15 protein-coding genes and 2 pseudogenes are annotated in these 17,563 nt (G+C 64.9%); 5 read left to right on the top strand and 12 right to left on the bottom strand.

What is annotated here, in order from left to right; genetic code table 11:
- Nucleotides 1–8: 8 nt before the first annotated feature.
- From AC2VOP_RS04235 to AC2VOP_RS04195, 9 genes are all read right to left on the bottom strand, one after another.
- Nucleotides 9–770: an ABC transporter permease gene (locus AC2VOP_RS04235; RefSeq protein ID WP_486959798.1), complete on the bottom strand. Its 762-nt coding sequence runs from the start codon at nucleotides 768–770 to the stop codon at nucleotides 9–11.
- 107 nt (nucleotides 771–877) lie between these two features.
- Nucleotides 878–1,726: an MlaE family ABC transporter permease gene (locus tag AC2VOP_RS04230; protein WP_428900819.1), complete on the bottom strand. Its 849-nt coding sequence runs from the start codon at nucleotides 1,724–1,726 to the stop codon at nucleotides 878–880.
- Nucleotides 1,727–2,340: 614 nt separating this feature from the next.
- Entirely contained in the window at nucleotides 2,341–3,123 is a 783-nt protein-coding gene (locus AC2VOP_RS04225) for an alpha/beta hydrolase (protein ID WP_428900820.1), read from the bottom strand.
- 34 nt (nucleotides 3,124–3,157) lie between these two features.
- Complete coding sequence (locus AC2VOP_RS04220) at nucleotides 3,158–4,306, bottom strand: acyl-CoA dehydrogenase family protein (protein ID WP_428900821.1); 1,149 nt, start codon at nucleotides 4,304–4,306, stop codon at nucleotides 3,158–3,160.
- Nucleotides 4,303–5,865, bottom strand: coding sequence for a class I adenylate-forming enzyme family protein (locus tag AC2VOP_RS04215; RefSeq protein ID WP_428900822.1), 1,563 nt, complete (start codon nucleotides 5,863–5,865; stop codon nucleotides 4,303–4,305). The genes AC2VOP_RS04220 and AC2VOP_RS04215 overlap by 4 nt, the downstream gene beginning before the upstream one ends.
- Complete coding sequence (locus AC2VOP_RS04210; protein ID WP_486959797.1) at nucleotides 5,862–7,028, bottom strand: thiolase family protein; 1,167 nt, start codon at nucleotides 7,026–7,028, stop codon at nucleotides 5,862–5,864. Before AC2VOP_RS04210 ends, AC2VOP_RS04215 begins: the two co-directional genes overlap by 4 nt.
- Nucleotides 7,025–7,399: a Zn-ribbon domain-containing OB-fold protein gene (locus AC2VOP_RS04205; protein ID WP_428900824.1), complete on the bottom strand. Its 375-nt coding sequence runs from the start codon at nucleotides 7,397–7,399 to the stop codon at nucleotides 7,025–7,027. The genes AC2VOP_RS04210 and AC2VOP_RS04205 overlap by 4 nt, the downstream gene beginning before the upstream one ends.
- Entirely contained in the window at nucleotides 7,396–8,181 is a 786-nt protein-coding gene (locus AC2VOP_RS04200; protein ID WP_428900825.1) for an enoyl-CoA hydratase/isomerase family protein, read from the bottom strand. The genes AC2VOP_RS04205 and AC2VOP_RS04200 overlap by 4 nt, the downstream gene beginning before the upstream one ends.
- Before the next feature lie 2 nt (nucleotides 8,182–8,183).
- Nucleotides 8,184–8,933 carry an SDR family NAD(P)-dependent oxidoreductase gene (locus AC2VOP_RS04195; protein WP_486959796.1) on the bottom strand — a complete coding sequence of 250 codons (750 nt, stop codon included), beginning with the start codon at nucleotides 8,931–8,933 and terminating at the stop codon, nucleotides 8,184–8,186.
- A 153-nt stretch (nucleotides 8,934–9,086) separates the two neighbouring features.
- Between AC2VOP_RS04195 and AC2VOP_RS04190 the strand changes: the two genes are divergently transcribed.
- The 4 genes from AC2VOP_RS04190 to AC2VOP_RS04175 all read left to right on the top strand — a co-directional run bounded on the left by AC2VOP_RS04190 (nucleotide 9,087) and on the right by AC2VOP_RS04175 (nucleotide 13,528).
- Nucleotides 9,087–9,713: a TetR/AcrR family transcriptional regulator gene (locus AC2VOP_RS04190; RefSeq protein ID WP_428900827.1), complete on the top strand. Its 627-nt coding sequence runs from the start codon at nucleotides 9,087–9,089 to the stop codon at nucleotides 9,711–9,713.
- Between the two features lie 32 nt (nucleotides 9,714–9,745).
- Nucleotides 9,746–10,852: an NDMA-dependent alcohol dehydrogenase gene (locus AC2VOP_RS04185; RefSeq protein WP_428900828.1), complete on the top strand. Its 1,107-nt coding sequence runs from the start codon at nucleotides 9,746–9,748 to the stop codon at nucleotides 10,850–10,852.
- A 61-nt stretch (nucleotides 10,853–10,913) separates the two neighbouring features.
- Nucleotides 10,914–12,485, top strand: a complete 1,572-nt coding sequence (locus AC2VOP_RS04180) for an aldehyde dehydrogenase family protein (protein WP_428900848.1) — start codon at nucleotides 10,914–10,916, stop codon at nucleotides 12,483–12,485.
- Nucleotides 12,482–13,528: a TIGR03617 family F420-dependent LLM class oxidoreductase gene (locus AC2VOP_RS04175; RefSeq protein WP_428900829.1), complete on the top strand. Its 1,047-nt coding sequence runs from the start codon at nucleotides 12,482–12,484 to the stop codon at nucleotides 13,526–13,528. Before AC2VOP_RS04180 ends, AC2VOP_RS04175 begins: the two co-directional genes overlap by 4 nt.
- A 158-nt stretch (nucleotides 13,529–13,686) precedes the next feature.
- On the opposite strand, the pseudogene AC2VOP_RS04170 reads toward AC2VOP_RS04175, so the two are convergent.
- Nucleotides 13,687–13,863: pseudogene (locus AC2VOP_RS04170) on the bottom strand (MFS transporter); the annotation flags it as partial.
- A 335-nt stretch (nucleotides 13,864–14,198) separates the two neighbouring features.
- Between AC2VOP_RS04170 and AC2VOP_RS04165 the strand changes: the two are divergent.
- Nucleotides 14,199–14,465 (top strand): annotated as a pseudogene (locus AC2VOP_RS04165) (hypothetical protein); the annotation flags it as partial.
- Between the two features lie 77 nt (nucleotides 14,466–14,542).
- Here AC2VOP_RS04165 and AC2VOP_RS04160 read toward each other — a convergent pair.
- On the bottom strand, nucleotides 14,543–16,135 hold the full coding sequence (locus AC2VOP_RS04160; protein WP_428900830.1) for an MFS transporter: 1,593 nt from the start codon (nucleotides 16,133–16,135) through the stop codon (nucleotides 14,543–14,545).
- A gap of 22 nt (nucleotides 16,136–16,157) precedes the next feature.
- Entirely contained in the window at nucleotides 16,158–17,375 is a 1,218-nt protein-coding gene (gene cobA, locus AC2VOP_RS04155) for a uroporphyrinogen-III C-methyltransferase (protein WP_428900831.1), read from the bottom strand.
- Nucleotides 17,376–17,563: the final 188 nt, after the last annotated feature.

The following is a 17,563-nucleotide window of genomic DNA, read 5'->3' as shown; positions in this document are numbered from 1 at the left end:
CAGCACACCTAACCCTTGAACACAAACACCGGTTGCAGGCCCCACAACGCCACCGTGGTTATGAAGTCCAGAATCATGATCGCGACAAGGCTTGCCCGAACGGCACGCCCCGACGCTCGACCCACGCCGACCGGACCACCCGTGACGAAGTATCCGTAATAGCAATGGATCACCGTCACTGCCACACAGTAGATCGTTACTTTGATAACGGAATAGAAGAGATCCCTCGTTGTCAGGAATTCGACGAAATAATGGTTGTACGTGCCGCCGGGCTGATGGTGAAATATCCGGATGACGGTGTCCATCGTCAAGAATGTCGTTACCAGCGTTAGGAGGTAACCCGGGATTACGCACACCAGCCCGCCGACCAGGCGGGTGCCGACCACGAATGGTATCGGCCTGAGTCCCATTGCCTCGATGGCATCGATCTCGTCGGCGATGCGCATCGAGCCGATCTCGGCGGTCATCCGGCACCCCGTTTGGGCGGCGAACGCGATCCCGCCCACGAGTGGACCGATCACCCGAACGGCCCCTACCCCCGCGATGATCCCCGACAGCGCGCCGAAGCCGATGATGTCCAGGGCAGCAAATGCCTCCACGGCCAACGAGGCGCCGACCGCGATCCCGAGGATCAGCAATACGCTTACCACGCCGCCGTCCACGATGAGCGACCCTCTGCCCCACGCGAGGCCGTTCATTTGCTGTAGCGTCTGCCGGCGGTATTTGCTGAACGTCAGCGGGAGCAACCAAAAGGTCTGGGCGATGAACACCGCCCACTGCCCCGCCGTACGGAGCACCTCGCTGATGGGCCACGCCGACGGCGTTATCAGCCGGGTGCTGAGATGCGTCGACGGTGTCGCGCTGCTACCCGAAACCACTACGCCACCTCCATCGGATAGAACATCGTCTGCAGTTGCGTTATCGCGAGGTTCGCGAAAACGATGCCGACGACGTTCAGCACCACCGATGAATTCACCGCATCAGCGACGCCGCGCGGGCCGCCCTTTGCCTCCATCCCCCGAAGCGATGAAACGATAGCCACGATCGCGGCGAAGACGATGGTCTTGCCGATTGCGAACCATATGTCCACCACCTTCGCGAATGTTCCAAAGGACTGCCAGAAGCTTCCGGGCGTCAGGTCGCTGGCCGAGACCGCCAGAATGTATGCGGCGCCGGTGCCCGCCACAACGATGTAAACGCACAGCACGGGAGCTAACAACAGCAATGCCAGAAACCGCGGCACCACCAAACGGCGCACCGGGTCGACACCCATTACCCGCATCGCGTCGAGTTCCTCACGGGTCGCGCGCGCCCCGAAGTCAGAGGCGATGGCCGACGCCGCCGCGCCTCCCATCAACAGCCCTGCGGTGATTGGCGCTCCCTGCCGGATGACGCCGATCCCGCTGGCCGCCCCGAGCAGGGAAGTCGCCCCCAGCTGATTGACAAGCCCAGAAGACACGACGGTGACCATCGCGCCGAACGGAATGGCCATCAGCAACGCAGGCGTGGCCGTGACTTTGAGTAGCGTCCATGCCTGCACGAGCAGTTCGCCGACCCCGAGCCGCAACGAAATGGCATCGGTGACCGTGTAGCGCAGCACGGCCGCCAACAGCAGCACCCCGCGACCGATCGTGCCCAGACTGCGCCCCGGGATCGTGCCTATGTGCCGCAACACTCGGTGGGCCACGATGAGGGCCCGGGACACGTCGCGGCGCGTGCCAGGCATCGTCTGCTCCGCAGAGCGCGGCGAAGGACTCCGGGCTTCCAGCGGTCCACCACGGCTGAGGCGAGTCGTCATCTTTGTCCGCCACAGGCGAGTAGCGAACGACCCCACGGAGGCATAGCCGCTTGGCCGACGCAGTGCGGTGGCGGCCCGCTCACCCATAGCATGAGAACCGACGCCACACGCGAGGGGCCAAAGAGGAAGCGGATTTCGATGATGTCGGGAACGCCTGTTGCTTTGCCGCCGGCTCACCCGTGGCCGGCACCCCGGGTCCCGACCGCCAGCCGCGGCGACGCTCCTGCCCGGCAAGTCGGACGAACGCGGCCGGGACGGTGCGGCTGAGCACGGCTGGATCGACGTTCCCGAACGAGGCCCCTACTACTCGACGCCGATCACACCGCAGACGTTGGCCGGCCAACCCGATTCCGGGGCGGGCGGGCCCATGCCGGGCCGCGATCGCGTCGTTACCCCGAATCGTTTGCCGCGGAATCATTTCAGTTAACCCGGCTCGCCCGTGTTGACAACAGCGACCGACGACCACGCCACGGCCATCAGATCGCGAGGCCCGTTCATTGTTTCCAGTGTCGTTCTCGTTCATCGCCTTTGGCCTCCGCAATTCAGAATCCATGCTGATCCAGCCACAGGCGGATCGCTTCCGCTGCGGCCTGCCATCGGGTGTCCAGCATCACGTCATGAGCTAGGTGCGGAATCAGCTGCCACTCCGCCCCATAGGCGCGGGCCGTGGCAGCGGTGTCGCGAGGGCTGAACACGAAGTCGTCCTGCGCGGCGAGCACCAACATGGGAACTGATCTTCGCCCTCGCACACGACGTTGGAAAAGACAGTCGATCAGGGCGCGGTCGCTCTCCTCTTGAAGGCAAGCCGCGTAACGCACCACGAGTTCCTCGGGAAGGTCTCTTGAGAAGAACCATCGTCGCGCCAACGCCGGCGCAGAGAAGTCAAGGCCGAGCTTCCCACGCAGAGCCGTCTTCAGCATCAGGCGTGGATAGCGCCGCAACGCTCGTGATAATGTCCCCCACGACCCGTATGGCGGCGCCGATGCGACGAGGATGGCGCCGGGCGTTTCGTAGCGTTCCAGATACCTGGCGATGACAAACCCGCCCAGCGAATGACCGATCAGAACCGGCGCGGTGCCCATCGCTACGACGGATGCGCGGAGGTCTTCGACGAAATCGGCAAGCGAGACTCTGCGTATCGGCGTGTCCGTGCGACTGCGGCCATGTCCGCGAAGGTTCACCGCGGCAGCGCGATACCCGTGTTCGGAGAAATAGCGCAGGAAGTGCTCGTCCCAACACCAGGCCGCATGGGAGGTGCCATGGACGAACAACAGCGGCGTCTCGTGCGTGGCCGTCTCAGTGCCGATGTCGAGAACCTCTAGCATTGTTCTTCAGCGCTTCCTGGTAAACAGCGGTGGCTTATGGGCGCAGACCTCGGGTACCGCTGTGGGTCAACAAGCGGCCGATGAGACTGCGGTGCACTTCGTTGGGGCCCTCGACGATCCGCCACATCCGAACCTCACGGTAGAAGCGCTCGACCGGGAACTCCGTGCTGTATCCCCAGCCCCCGAACAACTGCAACACGCGATCGGCGACTCGGCACAATGCCTCGGAACCGAATACTTTCGTAATCGAACAGAGCATGCGTTGCGCCACGACATCGTCACCTTCGCGACCGGCCGCACTGTAGGTGATGCTGCGAACGGCTTCCAGATCGAGCACGCAATCAGCGAGGATCCACTGAACGCCCTGCTGGGAAGCCAGAGTGGCGCCGACCGACTCTCGACTGTTCACGTGGTCGACCGCCAGGTCGATCAGGCGCTCGCACGCGCCGGTCGCACGAGCCCCGATCTCGAGGCGCTGGGTGCCCAGAAGACGTTGAGCCAGCAGGAATCCATGGCCCGGCTCACCGACTCGATTGTCGTCGTGGACAAAGCAGCCTTGAAAGTCGATTTCGGCCGGTGCCATCGAGCCCATCGTGGGGATTCGGCGAACCACACTGAACCCGGGCGTATTCGCGTCGACGATGAATGCGGTGATGCCTTTGGCGCCGGCGGTACGGTCGGTTCGGGCGAACACCACGACGTAGTCCGCGACGTCGCCCATGCTGACGAAGCACTTTCGGCCATCCAGGATCCACCCGTTGCCCTCCGGCACTGCCGTCGTTGTCATGTTGTGCACCGGATCGGCACCGCCGGTCGGTTCGGTCAGCGCGAAGGCGCCCAGCATTTCCCCTCGCACGACCGGCTCCAAATACCGTTGCTGTTGATCGGGTGTCGCGGCGAACAGGATCGACAGCGGTTCGCCCATCCGGCCGATCAGTTCGGGCCCCAGCAACGAACGCGACAATTGCTCGATCATCACGACCCGGTCGAGCGGGGTGCCGCCGGCTCCCCCGAAACGTTCCGGAACACCGAGCGCCCAGATGCCGAGCTGATGCAGCCCCGCATGGATGCGCTGCCGGAACTCGGAGGTGATCGGCTCAGTCTCATGGGGTATCAACTCGGTGTCGACGAACTTCTCGATCGCGTCGCGAAGCAGGCACTGCTCGTCGGAGAGCGCGTTCATGCGCTCGGTCCCCGAAATGGAAAGCTCGCTGTTTCCAGATCCCAGGTGGTCGCGGTCTGCCATCCTGCTTTGAGCTCGAACTGCTTGATGCGCTGCGTGATGGTCAGCGGCAGTTCGGCTACCAGCTCGACGTAGCGAGGACACATGTGTTTGGGCAGGTGCGCGTTGGCGATCTCGGCGACGTCGCTTTCGCTGAGGGTGTCATCTGCCGGGCGTACCACAATTTTGACGTCTTCTTCGCCCAGCGGGGACGGAACCCCGACGGCGGCACACTCGGTGATCGACGGGTGCGCCGCGAGGATGTCCTCTATTTGGCGCGAAGCGATGTTGACTCCACGCCGACGGATCATGTGCCGCAACCGGTCGACGTAGTAGTAGTTACCGGCGGCGTCGGTCCGCATCAGGTCGCCGGTGTGCACCCACCCGCCCTCGTTCTTCTCCCGGGTGGCTTGGTCGTCCCGGTAGTAGACGACCGCTGGGTCCTCGGCAGGCTGCCTGGGCCGAACGAGTAGCTCACCGGGCTCTCCGACGGTTACGTCGTTGCCGTCAGCGTCGACAAGACGCGCTTCGATGTCCGGGCTGGGCTGGCCGATCGAGCCCACGGGTGCGTTGCCGAAATTGTTGAAGGTTCCGACGGCGTCACTGGCCGAGTAGGATTCGACGATCCTGACGTTGAATCGGGCGGCGAACTCCGCCCAGATGTCGGCCGGCATTCCGCCCCCGAGAAAGGCTTTCAGGTGGTGATCGGCGTCCAACGCGTTCGGGGGCTGGTTGAAGATCATGCGCGGCATCGTGCCTACGTAGTAGGTCAGGGTGCTGCGATTTTCTCGGATGTCCGACCAGAAGTTGCGAGCACTGAAGCGGCGGCGCAGGACAAGTGTGGCGCCCAACCGCAAACCGAGCGAGGCCAACGCCAAGCCCATCGCGTGGTAGATCGGGGTCGGGATGTAGAACGATTCCGTACCGTCCTTCAGTCCGAGCAGGGCCCCGATTATCATCGCTCGGGCGCTGGTGCGCTGTTCGAGCACAACACCTTTGGGGAAGCCGGTGGTACCCGAAGTGAAGTTGATGAACGCTGGATCGTGGGCAGTGCATGATCGCCCGTGTAGCCAAGGAGTCGGATCGCAGCCGCCGCGCAGAGCAGCAGCCACGGCGGGATCGTGCGTGCTGTGGCATGGCACCGATTCCCTGCTCAACTGCGCTGCGGATGGTTCGTCAGCGAGAATTGTGGTGGGCGACGCCAATTCGATGATGTGTCGCAACGCCTGCCCGACCAGGCTGGTGTTGACTAGAGCACCGATGGCTCCGACGGCCTGGGTGGCGAGCTGGGCGACGAGTAGTTCCGCACTGCTGGCGATCATGAGCGCCACCGTGTCGCCGGGTTCCACGCCGCAATCGGACAGCCATCCGGCCAGTGACCCGACGCGCTGGTAGAGCTCATGGTAGGTCAGCGTTGTCGTGTCGTCTCGGACCGCCACCGCATCGACGGGCCGATCGCCAAACGTCGCGATCAGCTCGGGATAGGTTTCGCTGTGCACGCCGAAGGTGTTAGACGTCATCGTGACACGTCCTCACGTCGCAGAATCTGCACATAGCATGAACCGCCCGCGCCAATCATCTGTGCAAGACCGATTCTGGCGCCGCCGTGCTGGCGCTCGCCGGCCGCGCCGCGCAGCTGCGTCGCCAGCTCGACGATCTGGGCCAAACCGGTGGCTCCGCCGGGGTGCCCGCGCGCTATCAGTCCGCCGCTGGTGTTGACCGCGACCCTGCCGCCGAGGCCGAATTTGCCGGCCAGCATTTGCTTTCCGGCCTGCCCCGGTGGGCAGACGCCAAGATCTTCAAGGTACTGCAATTCCTCCACGCTGAACGCGTCGTGAAGTTCGATCAGATCGAGGTCGTCCGCGGTGATACCCGCGAGCCGGTAGGCGGCGTCCGCTACACGGCGCGTGATTTCCGGATCTGGTGCACACGACGCCGCGGGGTGCCATTGGTCGGTGCCGGAGGTGGCCGCGGCGACGCGCACGGCCACTGCCGCGTTCTGTGGCGGCTCGGCGGTCAGCACGACGGCGGCGGCGCCGTCGCCGATTGGGCAACATTCAACCCGGCGAAGTGGTTCGGCGAACATCGGCGAGGACTTGAGTTCGGCCACGGGCACCGCGGTGCGGCGCTGTGCCAGCGGATTCAGACTCGCATGGTGCAAATTCTTGGCCACCACGGTCAACGCGGCGTCGTCGGGTTCGCCGTAGTCGTGCATACGTTGCCGCTTGAGCATGGCGAACGTCGTCGGCGGCAGGTTATTGCCGGAGATCGCCGCAAGGTCGATTCTGCCCTGCAGGTTCGCGGCACCGTCGAGGGCGCTCGCAAGACTGCCGCACCCCACCGCGACCGCGGATGAGGCGCACCCGGTGGCTACTGCCGCATATGCGTCATCGAACGCCGCCGAGCCGGTGGCCGAGGCGTTCTCCACGACATGAGCGGGCACCCCGGTCCAGCCCAACTCGTGCACGATGGACGGCGCGAATCCCATTTCGCCGCCGACAACACCGGCTACCAGAAGTCCGACTTCCGACCACACGATGCCCCCGTCGGTCAACGCATCCCGAATGGCCGAAGCGGCGAGTTTCCTGCCGGCCGCGTCATGGCTTTTGGCGAATTTCGTCATGCCGACACCCGCGACGTAGACGGGGCGGCCTGGCGGCGTGCATTGTGTTTGAATGCTCATGACGCGCTCCGCGCGAAGCCGAAACCGGTGGCCGTTTCGGCGCCGTCCGGGATCGGACGGGGTACCACGGCAACCCGATCGCCAATTTCCACCGTGCCGGCCATCACTCCTTGGACGATCACCTGCGGACTCAGTTCCACCCGTACCAAGGTGACCGGCGGTTCCGCACCGGGCAGCGGAAACGTTATACGGCAATAACTTTGCACGACACCGGTAGTCGGCAGATGGCCGTTGCGAGTGTCCGAACCGCAACGCACGCACTGCTGTCGCCGGGGGAACATCACGGCACCGCACTCCGGGCACCACGCGGAAATCAGTGTCGCACTGTGACCGTCCGTCAACAGAATCTCCGGGTCGAACGACGGGCTCACTGGGCACACCACGTCGGCGCCCGGCGCTCCCGGAACGCGCGCGACCCTTCGGCAGCGTCCGCTGTGCGCTGAATCCGGGCGATGGCCGCCGCTTCCGCCTGCAGGGCGGCCGTCGCAGGCATCGACGGTGCGGCATCGACCAGCTCTTTGATGACTTGGACCGCCAGCGGTGCGCTGCGCAAGATCATCTCGGTCCACTCACTGATTGCCCCGTCGAGCTCGTCCTTCGGGACCACTTGGTCAACCAGCCCCCAGGCCAATGCCTCAGTGGCGCAAACGGGCTCGCCGGTGAGCATCATGCGCAGGGCGTGTCCCCTACCGATCAGCTGCGGCAGCCGGTACGTCGCACCGCCGGCGGGGATCAGTCCGACGCGGGCCTCCGGCAGGGAAAGCCGAACATGGTCGGCTGCGATGCGCAGATCGCATGCCAACGCGAGTTCCACGCCGCCGCCGAACGCATCACCGTTGAGTGAGCACAACAACGGCTTCTGTACCCGCAAGCCGTGCATGATGGTGTCCGGTGGGGCTATCCCCTGTTTCAGCTTCTCGGCGACCTGTTGCGGCAGAGCTTTCAAATCCGCTCCCGCACAGAAGATTGCCTCGCCGGTAGCGGTTAGCACTCCGGCCCATAGGCGCTCGTCCTCGTTGAGGCGGGTGAAGGCCCGGTGCAGACCCTCGAGCGTGGCCCAGTCCAGCGCGTTGCCAGCGGTCGGGCGATTGAGTTGGATGTGCAGTACGCGGTCACGCTCGGCGACGATTACCGATTCGGCCTGGTCGCTCATGCTCACACCGCCATCGAGAAGCCGCCGTTGACCGGGTAGGTCTGCCCGGTGATCCATTCGGCATCGGCGCCAGCTAGGAAAGCGATCATCCCGGCGGCGTCATCGGGCGTCCCCAGACGCGACGTCGGATAGGCGCGCAACATCTTTCGTTCGATCTCCTCGGTGAGGAACTCCGCGATCCGGCCATGCTTGATGGTGCCGAGTGCCACGCAGTTGCAGGTGACCCCGGCGGGGCCCACTTCCCGCGCCACGGCTCTCATGAACCCGGCCGCCCCCGCTTTCGCCGCGGAATAGGCAACCAACCCGGCTTCGCCGACGCGAGCGGCGTCGGAAATAACCGTGATCACCCGGCCCCAGCGGTTTTGCAACATCCCGGGTAGCACTGCGCGGGTGCAGTACATCACCGCCTCAAGGTTGAGTTTCATCCACGGAGCCCATTGCACCGGTTCGGATGTCGCAAACTGGGCGGGCTCAGCGCTCCCGACGGGCACCCCCGCATTGTTGACGAGCACATCGATCGGGCCATGTTGATCGACCAGATCGCGAACGGCATCCCAGGACGTAACGTCGGCTACCGCCGGGACGCCACGAGCGCCCAGCTCCGTCACCTCGCCGGCCACTCGCTCGGCCGCCTCGCTCACCACGTCGTTGACCAGCACCGTCCCCGCCGCACATTGCCGGGCCAACCGCAACGCGACCGCCCTCCCCACGCCCGCACCGGCACCCGTGACCAATGCGACTCGCTGAGACATGCCACCTCCCATAAGTAGATAGTTGTATACTTATAACACTTCCGTTGGTAGTGTCAATCCGACCGCGCTTCCCTCAGCGCCGCGGCTAGCCCAGGTTGCTGTCATGGTTGACTCACGCTCGTTGGGCAAGGTACGAAGATCGGTGGTAAAGAAATGTCGAGCCCGCTGCGACGTCGGCTGCCTAAAGCTGAGCGACGTGCGCTTATCCTTGAGGCCGCTCAGAAGGTATTTGTCAACAACGGTGTAGGCGGGACGCGCGTCGTCGATATAGCTGATGCGGCCGGAGTCAATACGGCGCTGATGTACCAGCACTTCAGTTCCAAAGAAGAGCTATTCAGCGAAGCCGTGATTTACCCGCTCGAGCAATTGCTGGAACGCACCGAACAGCAGACCCGCAAGTTGGCGATCGGAGCGGAGAACATCCAGCAGCGCACAACCGAGGAGTTCGTGCGGGAGATCTTATACATCATGGTCGAACTGAGCCCGCTGTTCGGGACGGTGCTGTTCGGTGACCCGGAAGTCGGGAAAAAGTTCTATCGGGACCGCCTGGAGCCCATGCTGAGCAGGATAGTGAACCTGGTCCAAAAGGCCCTTCCCACCTGGCGGCACGTCGACTTCGACGCACGCCGCACCACCGTGGCTGTCTTCGGGATGTCCTGGTTTCTCGCAATGGACAGCAGCATGCGAGAAGAAACCCTGGACGTGGACGGGGCCAGCAAGGAGCTGACCAGGTTGCTATTCACTGGCCTACAAGACGATCCACGCGACGGGGACGAATAGCTGCAAGCCCTCGAGGACGAAAGGCGCACCACATGAAAACAAACGCGGCTGTGTTGTGGGACCGTCATCAGAAATGGGAGGTCGAAGAAGTCGAACTGGACGGCCCGAAAGAGGCCGAGGTGTTGGTGCAAATGACCGCCAGCGGACTGTGTAGGACCGACGACCACATCGTCGGCGGGGATATGCCGATGGCGCTGCCCGCGATCGGCGGCCATGAAGGCGCCGGCGTCGTCGTCGACGTCGGGCCGGGAGTAACCGAAGTCGCAACGGGCGATCCCGTTGTGTTCAGCTTCGTCCCGTCCTGCGGCCGCTGCTTACCGTGCGCGAAAGGCATGGGCAATCTCTGCGTGCTGGGGGCGACGGTCATTGCCGGACCGCAACTCGACGGCAGCTACCGGTTCCACGCCCGCGGTCAAGACCTGGGCCAAATGTGCTTGCTGGGAACGTTTGCCGAATACACCGTCGTGCCAACGTCGTCGGTGGTCAAGGTCGACCCGGGTATCCCGTTGGACAAGGCCGCCCTGGTCGGGTGCGGGGTCACCACGGGCTATGGCAGTGCGGTTCGCACGGGCGAAACGCGGGACGGTGACACCGTGGTCGTGATGGGAGTGGGCGGCGTCGGCATCAACGCGGTGCAGGGTGCCCGGATCGCTGGTGCCCTTCACATCGTGGCCCTCGACCCGGTCGAATATAAACGCGCGCGCTCCTACGAATTCGGGGCGACCCACAGTGCCGCAACCGTTGATGAGGCCTTCGCGGTCATCAGCCATCTCACCGAGGGGCAAATGGCCGATGTTTGCGTGGTCACCACAGACACGGCCGAGGCGGGCTACGTAGCGCAGGCGCTTTGTCTCGTCGGCAAGCGGGGCCGGGTTGTGATGACCGCAACTCCGCACCTCACCGACACCAGCGTGACGATGTCCCTTGCCGACCTCACGCTGTTTGAAAAGCAGCTTCGCGGATCGCTTTTCGGCTCTTCCAATCCTCGTTACGACATCCTTCGCATGCTCAGTCTCTACACGAGCGGGCAGCTAAAACTCGACGAGCTGATCACTCGCGAATATCCGCTGCAAGCGATCAACCAGGGTTATGCCGACATGCGTGACGGCATCAACCTGCGCGGCATCATCCGGTTCTGAACGCCACAACTATCTCGGAGGTGATCGCGTGCCGCCCGACGCGAAATCGAAAACGACGCCCGTGGACGCCAACGGCCTAACAGGATCCGCCCAAATCACCGTCACCTGCCCGGCGACGAGCGAAGCGATTGGTAGCGTGCCGACCGCGCGGCGTACCGACGTCGCCGACAGCGCGGCGCGGTTGCGGTCGGCCCAACCTGCCTGGCAGGCAATGGGAGTCGACGCGCGCGCCCGATGGGTGAGCAAGTGGCGGGATTGGATCCTCGACCATGCCGACGAATTGCTGGAACTGGTCCAGCAGGAATCCGGCAAGTCATGGGGTGATTCGAATATCGAGATCTTGGCGACCGATGTAGCCAACTACTGGATCGAGCACGCCGCCGAGTTTCTCGCCGACGAACACGTCCGCCCCGCCGGACCGGCGAATATCGCCAAGCGCCTGATGACCGTCTACGAGCCCTACCAGTTGGTCGGCGTGATCACACCCTGGAACTACCCACTGGCGATGCCGTTGCTGGACATCGCGCCAGCGCTGATGGCCGGCTGTGCGGTGGTGTCGAAGCCATCCGAACTCACCCCGCTCGCGTGGCGGGCGGCGGTCGGCGGATGGAAACAAATCGGGGCCCCCGATGTGTTGGATGTCGTGTTCGGGGCCGGCGAAACCGGCTCGGCGGTAATCGATGTCGTCGACTATGTCATGTTTACCGGCTCGGTCGACACCGGTCGGCGGGTGGCCGTCGCCGCAGCACAACGACTTATTCCGTGCAGCCTTGAATTGGGCGGCAAGGACGCCATGGTCGTGTGTGCGGACGCCGACATCGACCGGGCAGTCGACTGCGCGGTGTGGGCCGGATTCTTCAACTCCGGCCAGACGTGCATCTCAATCGAGCGGGTATACGTCGAGGCCGCGGTTTACGACGAGTTCGTCCGCAAGCTGGTCGCCAAGACGTCCACGCTGCGCCAGGGCATGGATGCGGGCCACGACTATTCCTGTGACATCGGAGCAATGGCCAGCGAGCAACAGCTGGAAATCGTCTCCCGACAAGTACAGGACGCGATCAGCAAAGGCGCCAAGGTCCTCATCGGAGGCAAGGCGCGGACAGACGGACTGTTCTATGAGCCAACCGTATTGGTCGACGTCGACCATGGCATGGATTGCATGCGCGAGGAGACCTTTGGCCCGACCTTGCCGGTGATGAAGGTTCGCGACGCACAGGAAGCGATCCAAAAGGCCAACGATTGCCGGTACGGGCTGTCAGGCAGCGTGTGGACACGCGATCACTCCAAGGGGATGGAGCTGGCCAAGCAGATGGACACCGGGTCGGTGAACATCAACAACGCGATCATGTCGGTATTTCAGTACCCACTGCCTATGCACGGTTGGAAGGACTCGGGGCCGGGCTCGCGCGCGGGAGGTCCCGATGGCATCCGAAAGTATTGCCGCACCAAAGGCATTGCTGCCGACCGGGTGGCGATGAAGAGGGAGTTGTTCTGGTATCCGTATAGCCCGTGGAAGGGCAAGGTCCAGTCTCGAATGGCGAGGCTGCTCGGGGCCAGGGACTGGCGGCGCCGGCTGGGTCGAACAGCCAGTCCCCGACCTAACCCGCCCGCGGCAACGGCGGACTCGCCGTGAAGGTTCACTACTCGCTGTTCGGTGAACCCGGCGACTGGGAGCGAGCTGCTTGGGCCGAGCAGCACGGCTATGACGGCGTGTGCCTTCCGGAGATATCACACGACCCGTTCCCGGTGCTAGCCGTGGCCGCCACCCGCACCACAACGATAAAGCTGAGCACCGCGATCGCGGTGGCCTTCGCGCGCAATCCGATGTCGCTGGCGATGGTGGCCAATGATCTGCAGCTCTACTCCGCTGGGCGGTTCCAGCTCGGCGTCGGCTCACAGATCAAGCCGCACATCGAAAAGCGGTTCTCGATGCCGTGGTCGGCGCCAGCCCGGCGGATGCGCGAGTACCTTCTGGCCGTGCGGGCGATTTGGCACAGCTGGGCCACCGGCGAACCACTGCGTTTCACCGGTGAGTACTACACGCACACGCTGATGACGCCGTTTTTCAGTCCGGGACCGAACCCCTATGGCAACCCGCCGATCATCCTGGCCGGTGTTGGAGCCCGGATGACTGAGGTGGCCGGCGAGGTGGCGGACGGCTTCTCCGTGCACGCGTTCACCACCGAGCGCTACCTGCGCGAGACCACCCTGGCGGCGCTGAGCAACGGCCGAGCGATCGCCGGCAAAGACACGCTCGACGGGTTCGAGATCAGCGGCCTGCCCTTCATCGTGACCGGCCCCGACAAAGCATCCACGCAGGCGGCCGACGCGGCGGTACGCAGCCAGATCGCCGTGTACGGCTCGACCCCGGCCTACCGATGTGTGCTTGACGCGCACGGCTGGAGCGATCTCGGCGAGGAGCTCAACGCGCTATCCAAGCGCGGTGCGTGGGACCAGATGAACCGCCGGATCACCGATGAGCTATTGCATGAGTTCGCGATTGTCGCCCCGCCCGAGCGCGTCGCCGAAAGTCTGCTCACCAAATACGGCGACGTCTTCACCCGCACCGGCTTCTATGCTCCCTACCCGGTTCCCGCAGGGTTCTGGGAGCCGATAATGCGCGAGGTACAGGCCGGCAGCGATGCCCGCCGCACGGGTGACCTCTGCCGTAGCTGACCGATCTGACTCGTGCGCTGTGCGCCGCAGGCCTAAATCGACAGCAGCACTCGCAGATGCGGAATCGAATGCAGCGGCGCATGAAAAGAGTGAAATTGTGCCCACGAATTCGCAGCCGGGGCGCCGGCGCGGATCGCGCACGCCAGCAAGACGGTGGTTTCGATCGCGTCCTTGACCTCTTGGGCGTGGCGACCTCTGCCGGGACCGTAGCCGATCAACACCGCCGCTGCGCCGACGATGACGGCCGCGCCGGCCACCCACAGTAGGCCGCCGATGTAGCCGTGATGCAAGGCGTGCAATCGCTCGTCGTCCATGAACTTCACCGGGCCCCGCGAGCGTCCCGGTGACCCCCTCCGGTTGACCACCACGCTCCGACCCTGCATGCGGACGCGGCATTGTCGGCGCGGCGTCAGCCGCGTCGTCGGTTTCCAGGAATTCGTTGCGATAGCCGCGGTCGATCAGCGACCGGGGATGCCGACGCGCGCGACCTTCCCCGGTCCGACGCGGTGGCGGCCGCGGCCGACGCGATGGGTTGACGGATTATTTCACGTACGGACTCCTTGGATGAGTGCTTATGTGCGCCGGTTTCGTGTAGTCGCGGCTCCGCGCCTTGGGCACGCTCGCCGTGCGGCGGCCCCGTCGCGCCATACCACCGCCTGGGGGTCGACCCGTGACCGGCGGCGGGGCGCTCGCCGGGGCGAAACTGCTCATCGGAATCGACGACACCGACGACCTGCACAGCCCCGGGCGCCGGGACCGCGCGCTGCTCGGTGAACTGGCGGCGGCCGGCCTCGGTGTCGCAGCGGGCGCCACCCGCCACCAGCTGCTGGTCGATGACCGCATCCGGTACACCTCGCACAATTCCAGCGCCTTTCTGGCCTGGCGCAGCCCGGCGGGCAACCCGCGCGCGGTGCAAGACGAGACCATCGAGCTCGCCCCGTCAGCAGCGGGACGACGGCCGGACCTGGCGAACCGCTCCCCAAGCGGTCGTCAAAAAGTACTGAACGTCAGGAGCTACAGCTCCCCGGCCTCCATGGCTTCCTTGACCTCCTGCGCGTGGGCAACCTGCTCCGGGGTGTATCCGATGAACAGCGCGGCCACGCCGACGATAATGGAGGCTCCGGCCACCCAGAGCAGACCGTAGGTGTAACCGTGGTCGAGAGCCCGCAACTGGGCGTCGTTCATGAACTTGACCGGGCCTGTCGAGCCGCCGAGGTACAGCGTGCGCGAGGTGATCACGGCCTGGATGACCGCCAGGACCAGCGGCCCGCCCAGGCTCTGCAGCATCAGTGTCATCGCCGACACCGGGCCGATCTGGTCGAAACCCACGCCCGCGATCGCCGACAGGGTCAGCGGGACGACGGCCATGCCGATGCCGATCCCACCGATGACGATCGGCATGACCAGGTTCGGAAAGTAGGGTGCGCCCCGATGCATGAACCACCAGCCGTACAGCATCGCGAGGAACAGGAGGTATCCACCGGCGATCGTCACGATCCGCGGTGAGAACCGCGACACCAGCTGAGAGGAGACGCCCAGGCCGATACCCATCGCGAGGACGAACGGAATGAAGCCGACGCCCGCGCGCAACGCGCTGTAGCCCAGGATGTCCTGTACATAGAGGCCGATCAACACCGTCAGGGTGAACATGACGCCGCCGGCCAGGAAGATCGCGACGAAGGTGACCGACCGGTTGCGGTCGCGGAACAGCCGGAACGGGACCACGGGGTTTTCGGCGGTGCGCTCGACGATGACGAAGGCCAGAGCGGCGGCCATGGCCACCGCGCCCGACCCGAGGGTGGTGATCGAGATCCAGCCCTGCTCCGGCCCCATCGAGAAGGCGAACACGGCGGCCGTGCAGGCCAGGGTGGCCAGCATGGCCCCCGCCGCGTCCAGCTTCATCCGCTCCCTGTTGGTCTCCCGCAGCGCGGTCCGGGCCAGATAGATCATCACCAGCCCGATCGGCACGTTCACCAGGAACGCCAGCCGCCACGACAACTCGGTCAGCGCCCCGCCGACCACCAGGCCCATCACCGACCCGACCGCGGTCATCGCGGCGAAGACCGCGGTGGCGAAGTTCCGCGCCGGCCCCTTGGGGAAGGTCGTCGCCACCAGCGCCAGGCCGGTCGGCGACGCGATGGCCGACCCGACGCCCTGGGAGAGTCGGGCGATGACCAGCGTCGCATCGTCCCAGGCCACGGCGCACAGGACGGACGAGATGGTGAACAACGCGACGCCGACGATGAACGTACGTTTACGCCCGATAGTGTCCCCGAGACGGCCACCGAGCAGCATCAACCCACCGAAGGTGAGCACGTAGGCGGTGATGACCCAGCTACGGCCCGCGTCGGACAGGCTGAGCTCATTCTGGATCTTGGGCAGTGCGACGATGGCAACCGTGCTGTCCATCGTCGCCAGCAACTGCATGCCGCCGATCGCGACAACGGCCGCGATGAAGCGGCGAGAGGGCAACCAGGTGGGTAAATACCTCCCGGCACGGGGGGTGGCGGTCTCTGCCTGACGCGCCGCACGCGCCGGCACCGGACGATCGGGGAGTGCAGATGTCCAATTGCGGACCGCTCGATCCGAGTCGTTGAGAGCCGTCATAACGGGTTACCTTACAGTAATCTTAAGAATTGTTTAAAGCCCCGAAGGCGGCGACGGCCCCGATCACGATGATCGCGGGAGGTCGGACACCTTCGGCACGGATTTTCTCTGGCGTGTCGACAAGAGTGGCCCGCAACGTCTGCTGAGCCGCCGTCGTCCCGTGCTGGACGACAAGGACCGGCGTATCCGCAGGTCGGCCGCCCTTCAACAGGGCATCCACGAAGAGTTCGATGCGTTCGACCGCCATCAGCAAAACAAGGGTGCCCGTCAATGCCGCCACAGCGTCCCAATTCACTAACGATTCGGGGTGACCGGGCGGCAGATGGCCGCTGACCACCACAAACTCGTGATTTATCGCGCGATGGGTGACCGGGATGCCCGCCAGCGCCGGTACGCCTATGGCACTTGTCACACCGGGCACCACCGTCACCGGGATCCCGGCGTCGACGCACGCGAGCACCTCCTCGTAGCCGCGTGCGAACACGAAGGGATCCCCACCTTTGAGGCGGACCACGAAGCTGCCGGCCCGCGCCCGGTCGATCAGGACGTCGTTGATCGCCTCCTGGGCCATGGCCCGCCCATAAGGGATCTTGGCAGCGTCGATGACCTCGACGTGCGGCGGCAGCTCGGCCAGAAGTTCCGGCGGCGCCAACCGGTCCGCGACCACCACGTCGGCCTGGGCGAGCAGACGACGACCGCGCACCGTGATCAGTTCCGGGTCCCCCGGGCCGCCCCCGACCAGCGCGACGCCGCCGCGTACAACATCGGAGTTCGCAGAGCTCTCCAGCGTGATCACGCCGTTTTGCAGCGCCTCCCGGATCGCGGATCGGATTGCCGCAGACCGGCGGTGCTCGCCACCGGCGAGCACCCCCACCGACAGTCCCGCGTAGCTGAAGGAGGCCGGTGTGACGGCGGTCCCCTCGACGGCGATGTCGGCGCGGACGCAGAAGATCTGACGGCGTTCCGCTTCGGCGACGACAGCTTCGTTCACCTGCGGGTCGTCGGTGGCTGCAATCGCATACCAGGCACCCTCGAGATCCCCGTCGCGGTAGTCCCGCACGGACAACGTGACGCCGCTCATCGACTCGACGGCGGGGGTGGCGGCACGGGAGACGACGTGGACCTCCGCACCACTGGCGACGAGCAGGGGCAACCGGCGCTGGGCCACGGACCCGCCGCCGACCACGACGACTTTCTTTCCGGCCAGCCGCAATCCGACCAGGTAGGGGTTCTCGGACACCCGGCAAGCTTAGCCTCGATCCACGGATGAATTGGCTGTTGATCGGGTGTCGGAATAAGGAAAGTGCCCTCTGAGCTGGGATGATTGGAGCTACCACACAACAATCTGACCAGCGCAAGAAAGGCACTTCCAGTGAGAGTGTCCCACAGGTTCAAGGCCGATTCGGCACTGTTCGACGACGACCATCT

It is taken from the genome of Mycobacterium sp. TH-M106, from assembly GCF_057473765.1.
Note: the sequence above shows the minus strand (reverse complement) of the source record. Positions and strands in the feature narration are given on the sequence as shown.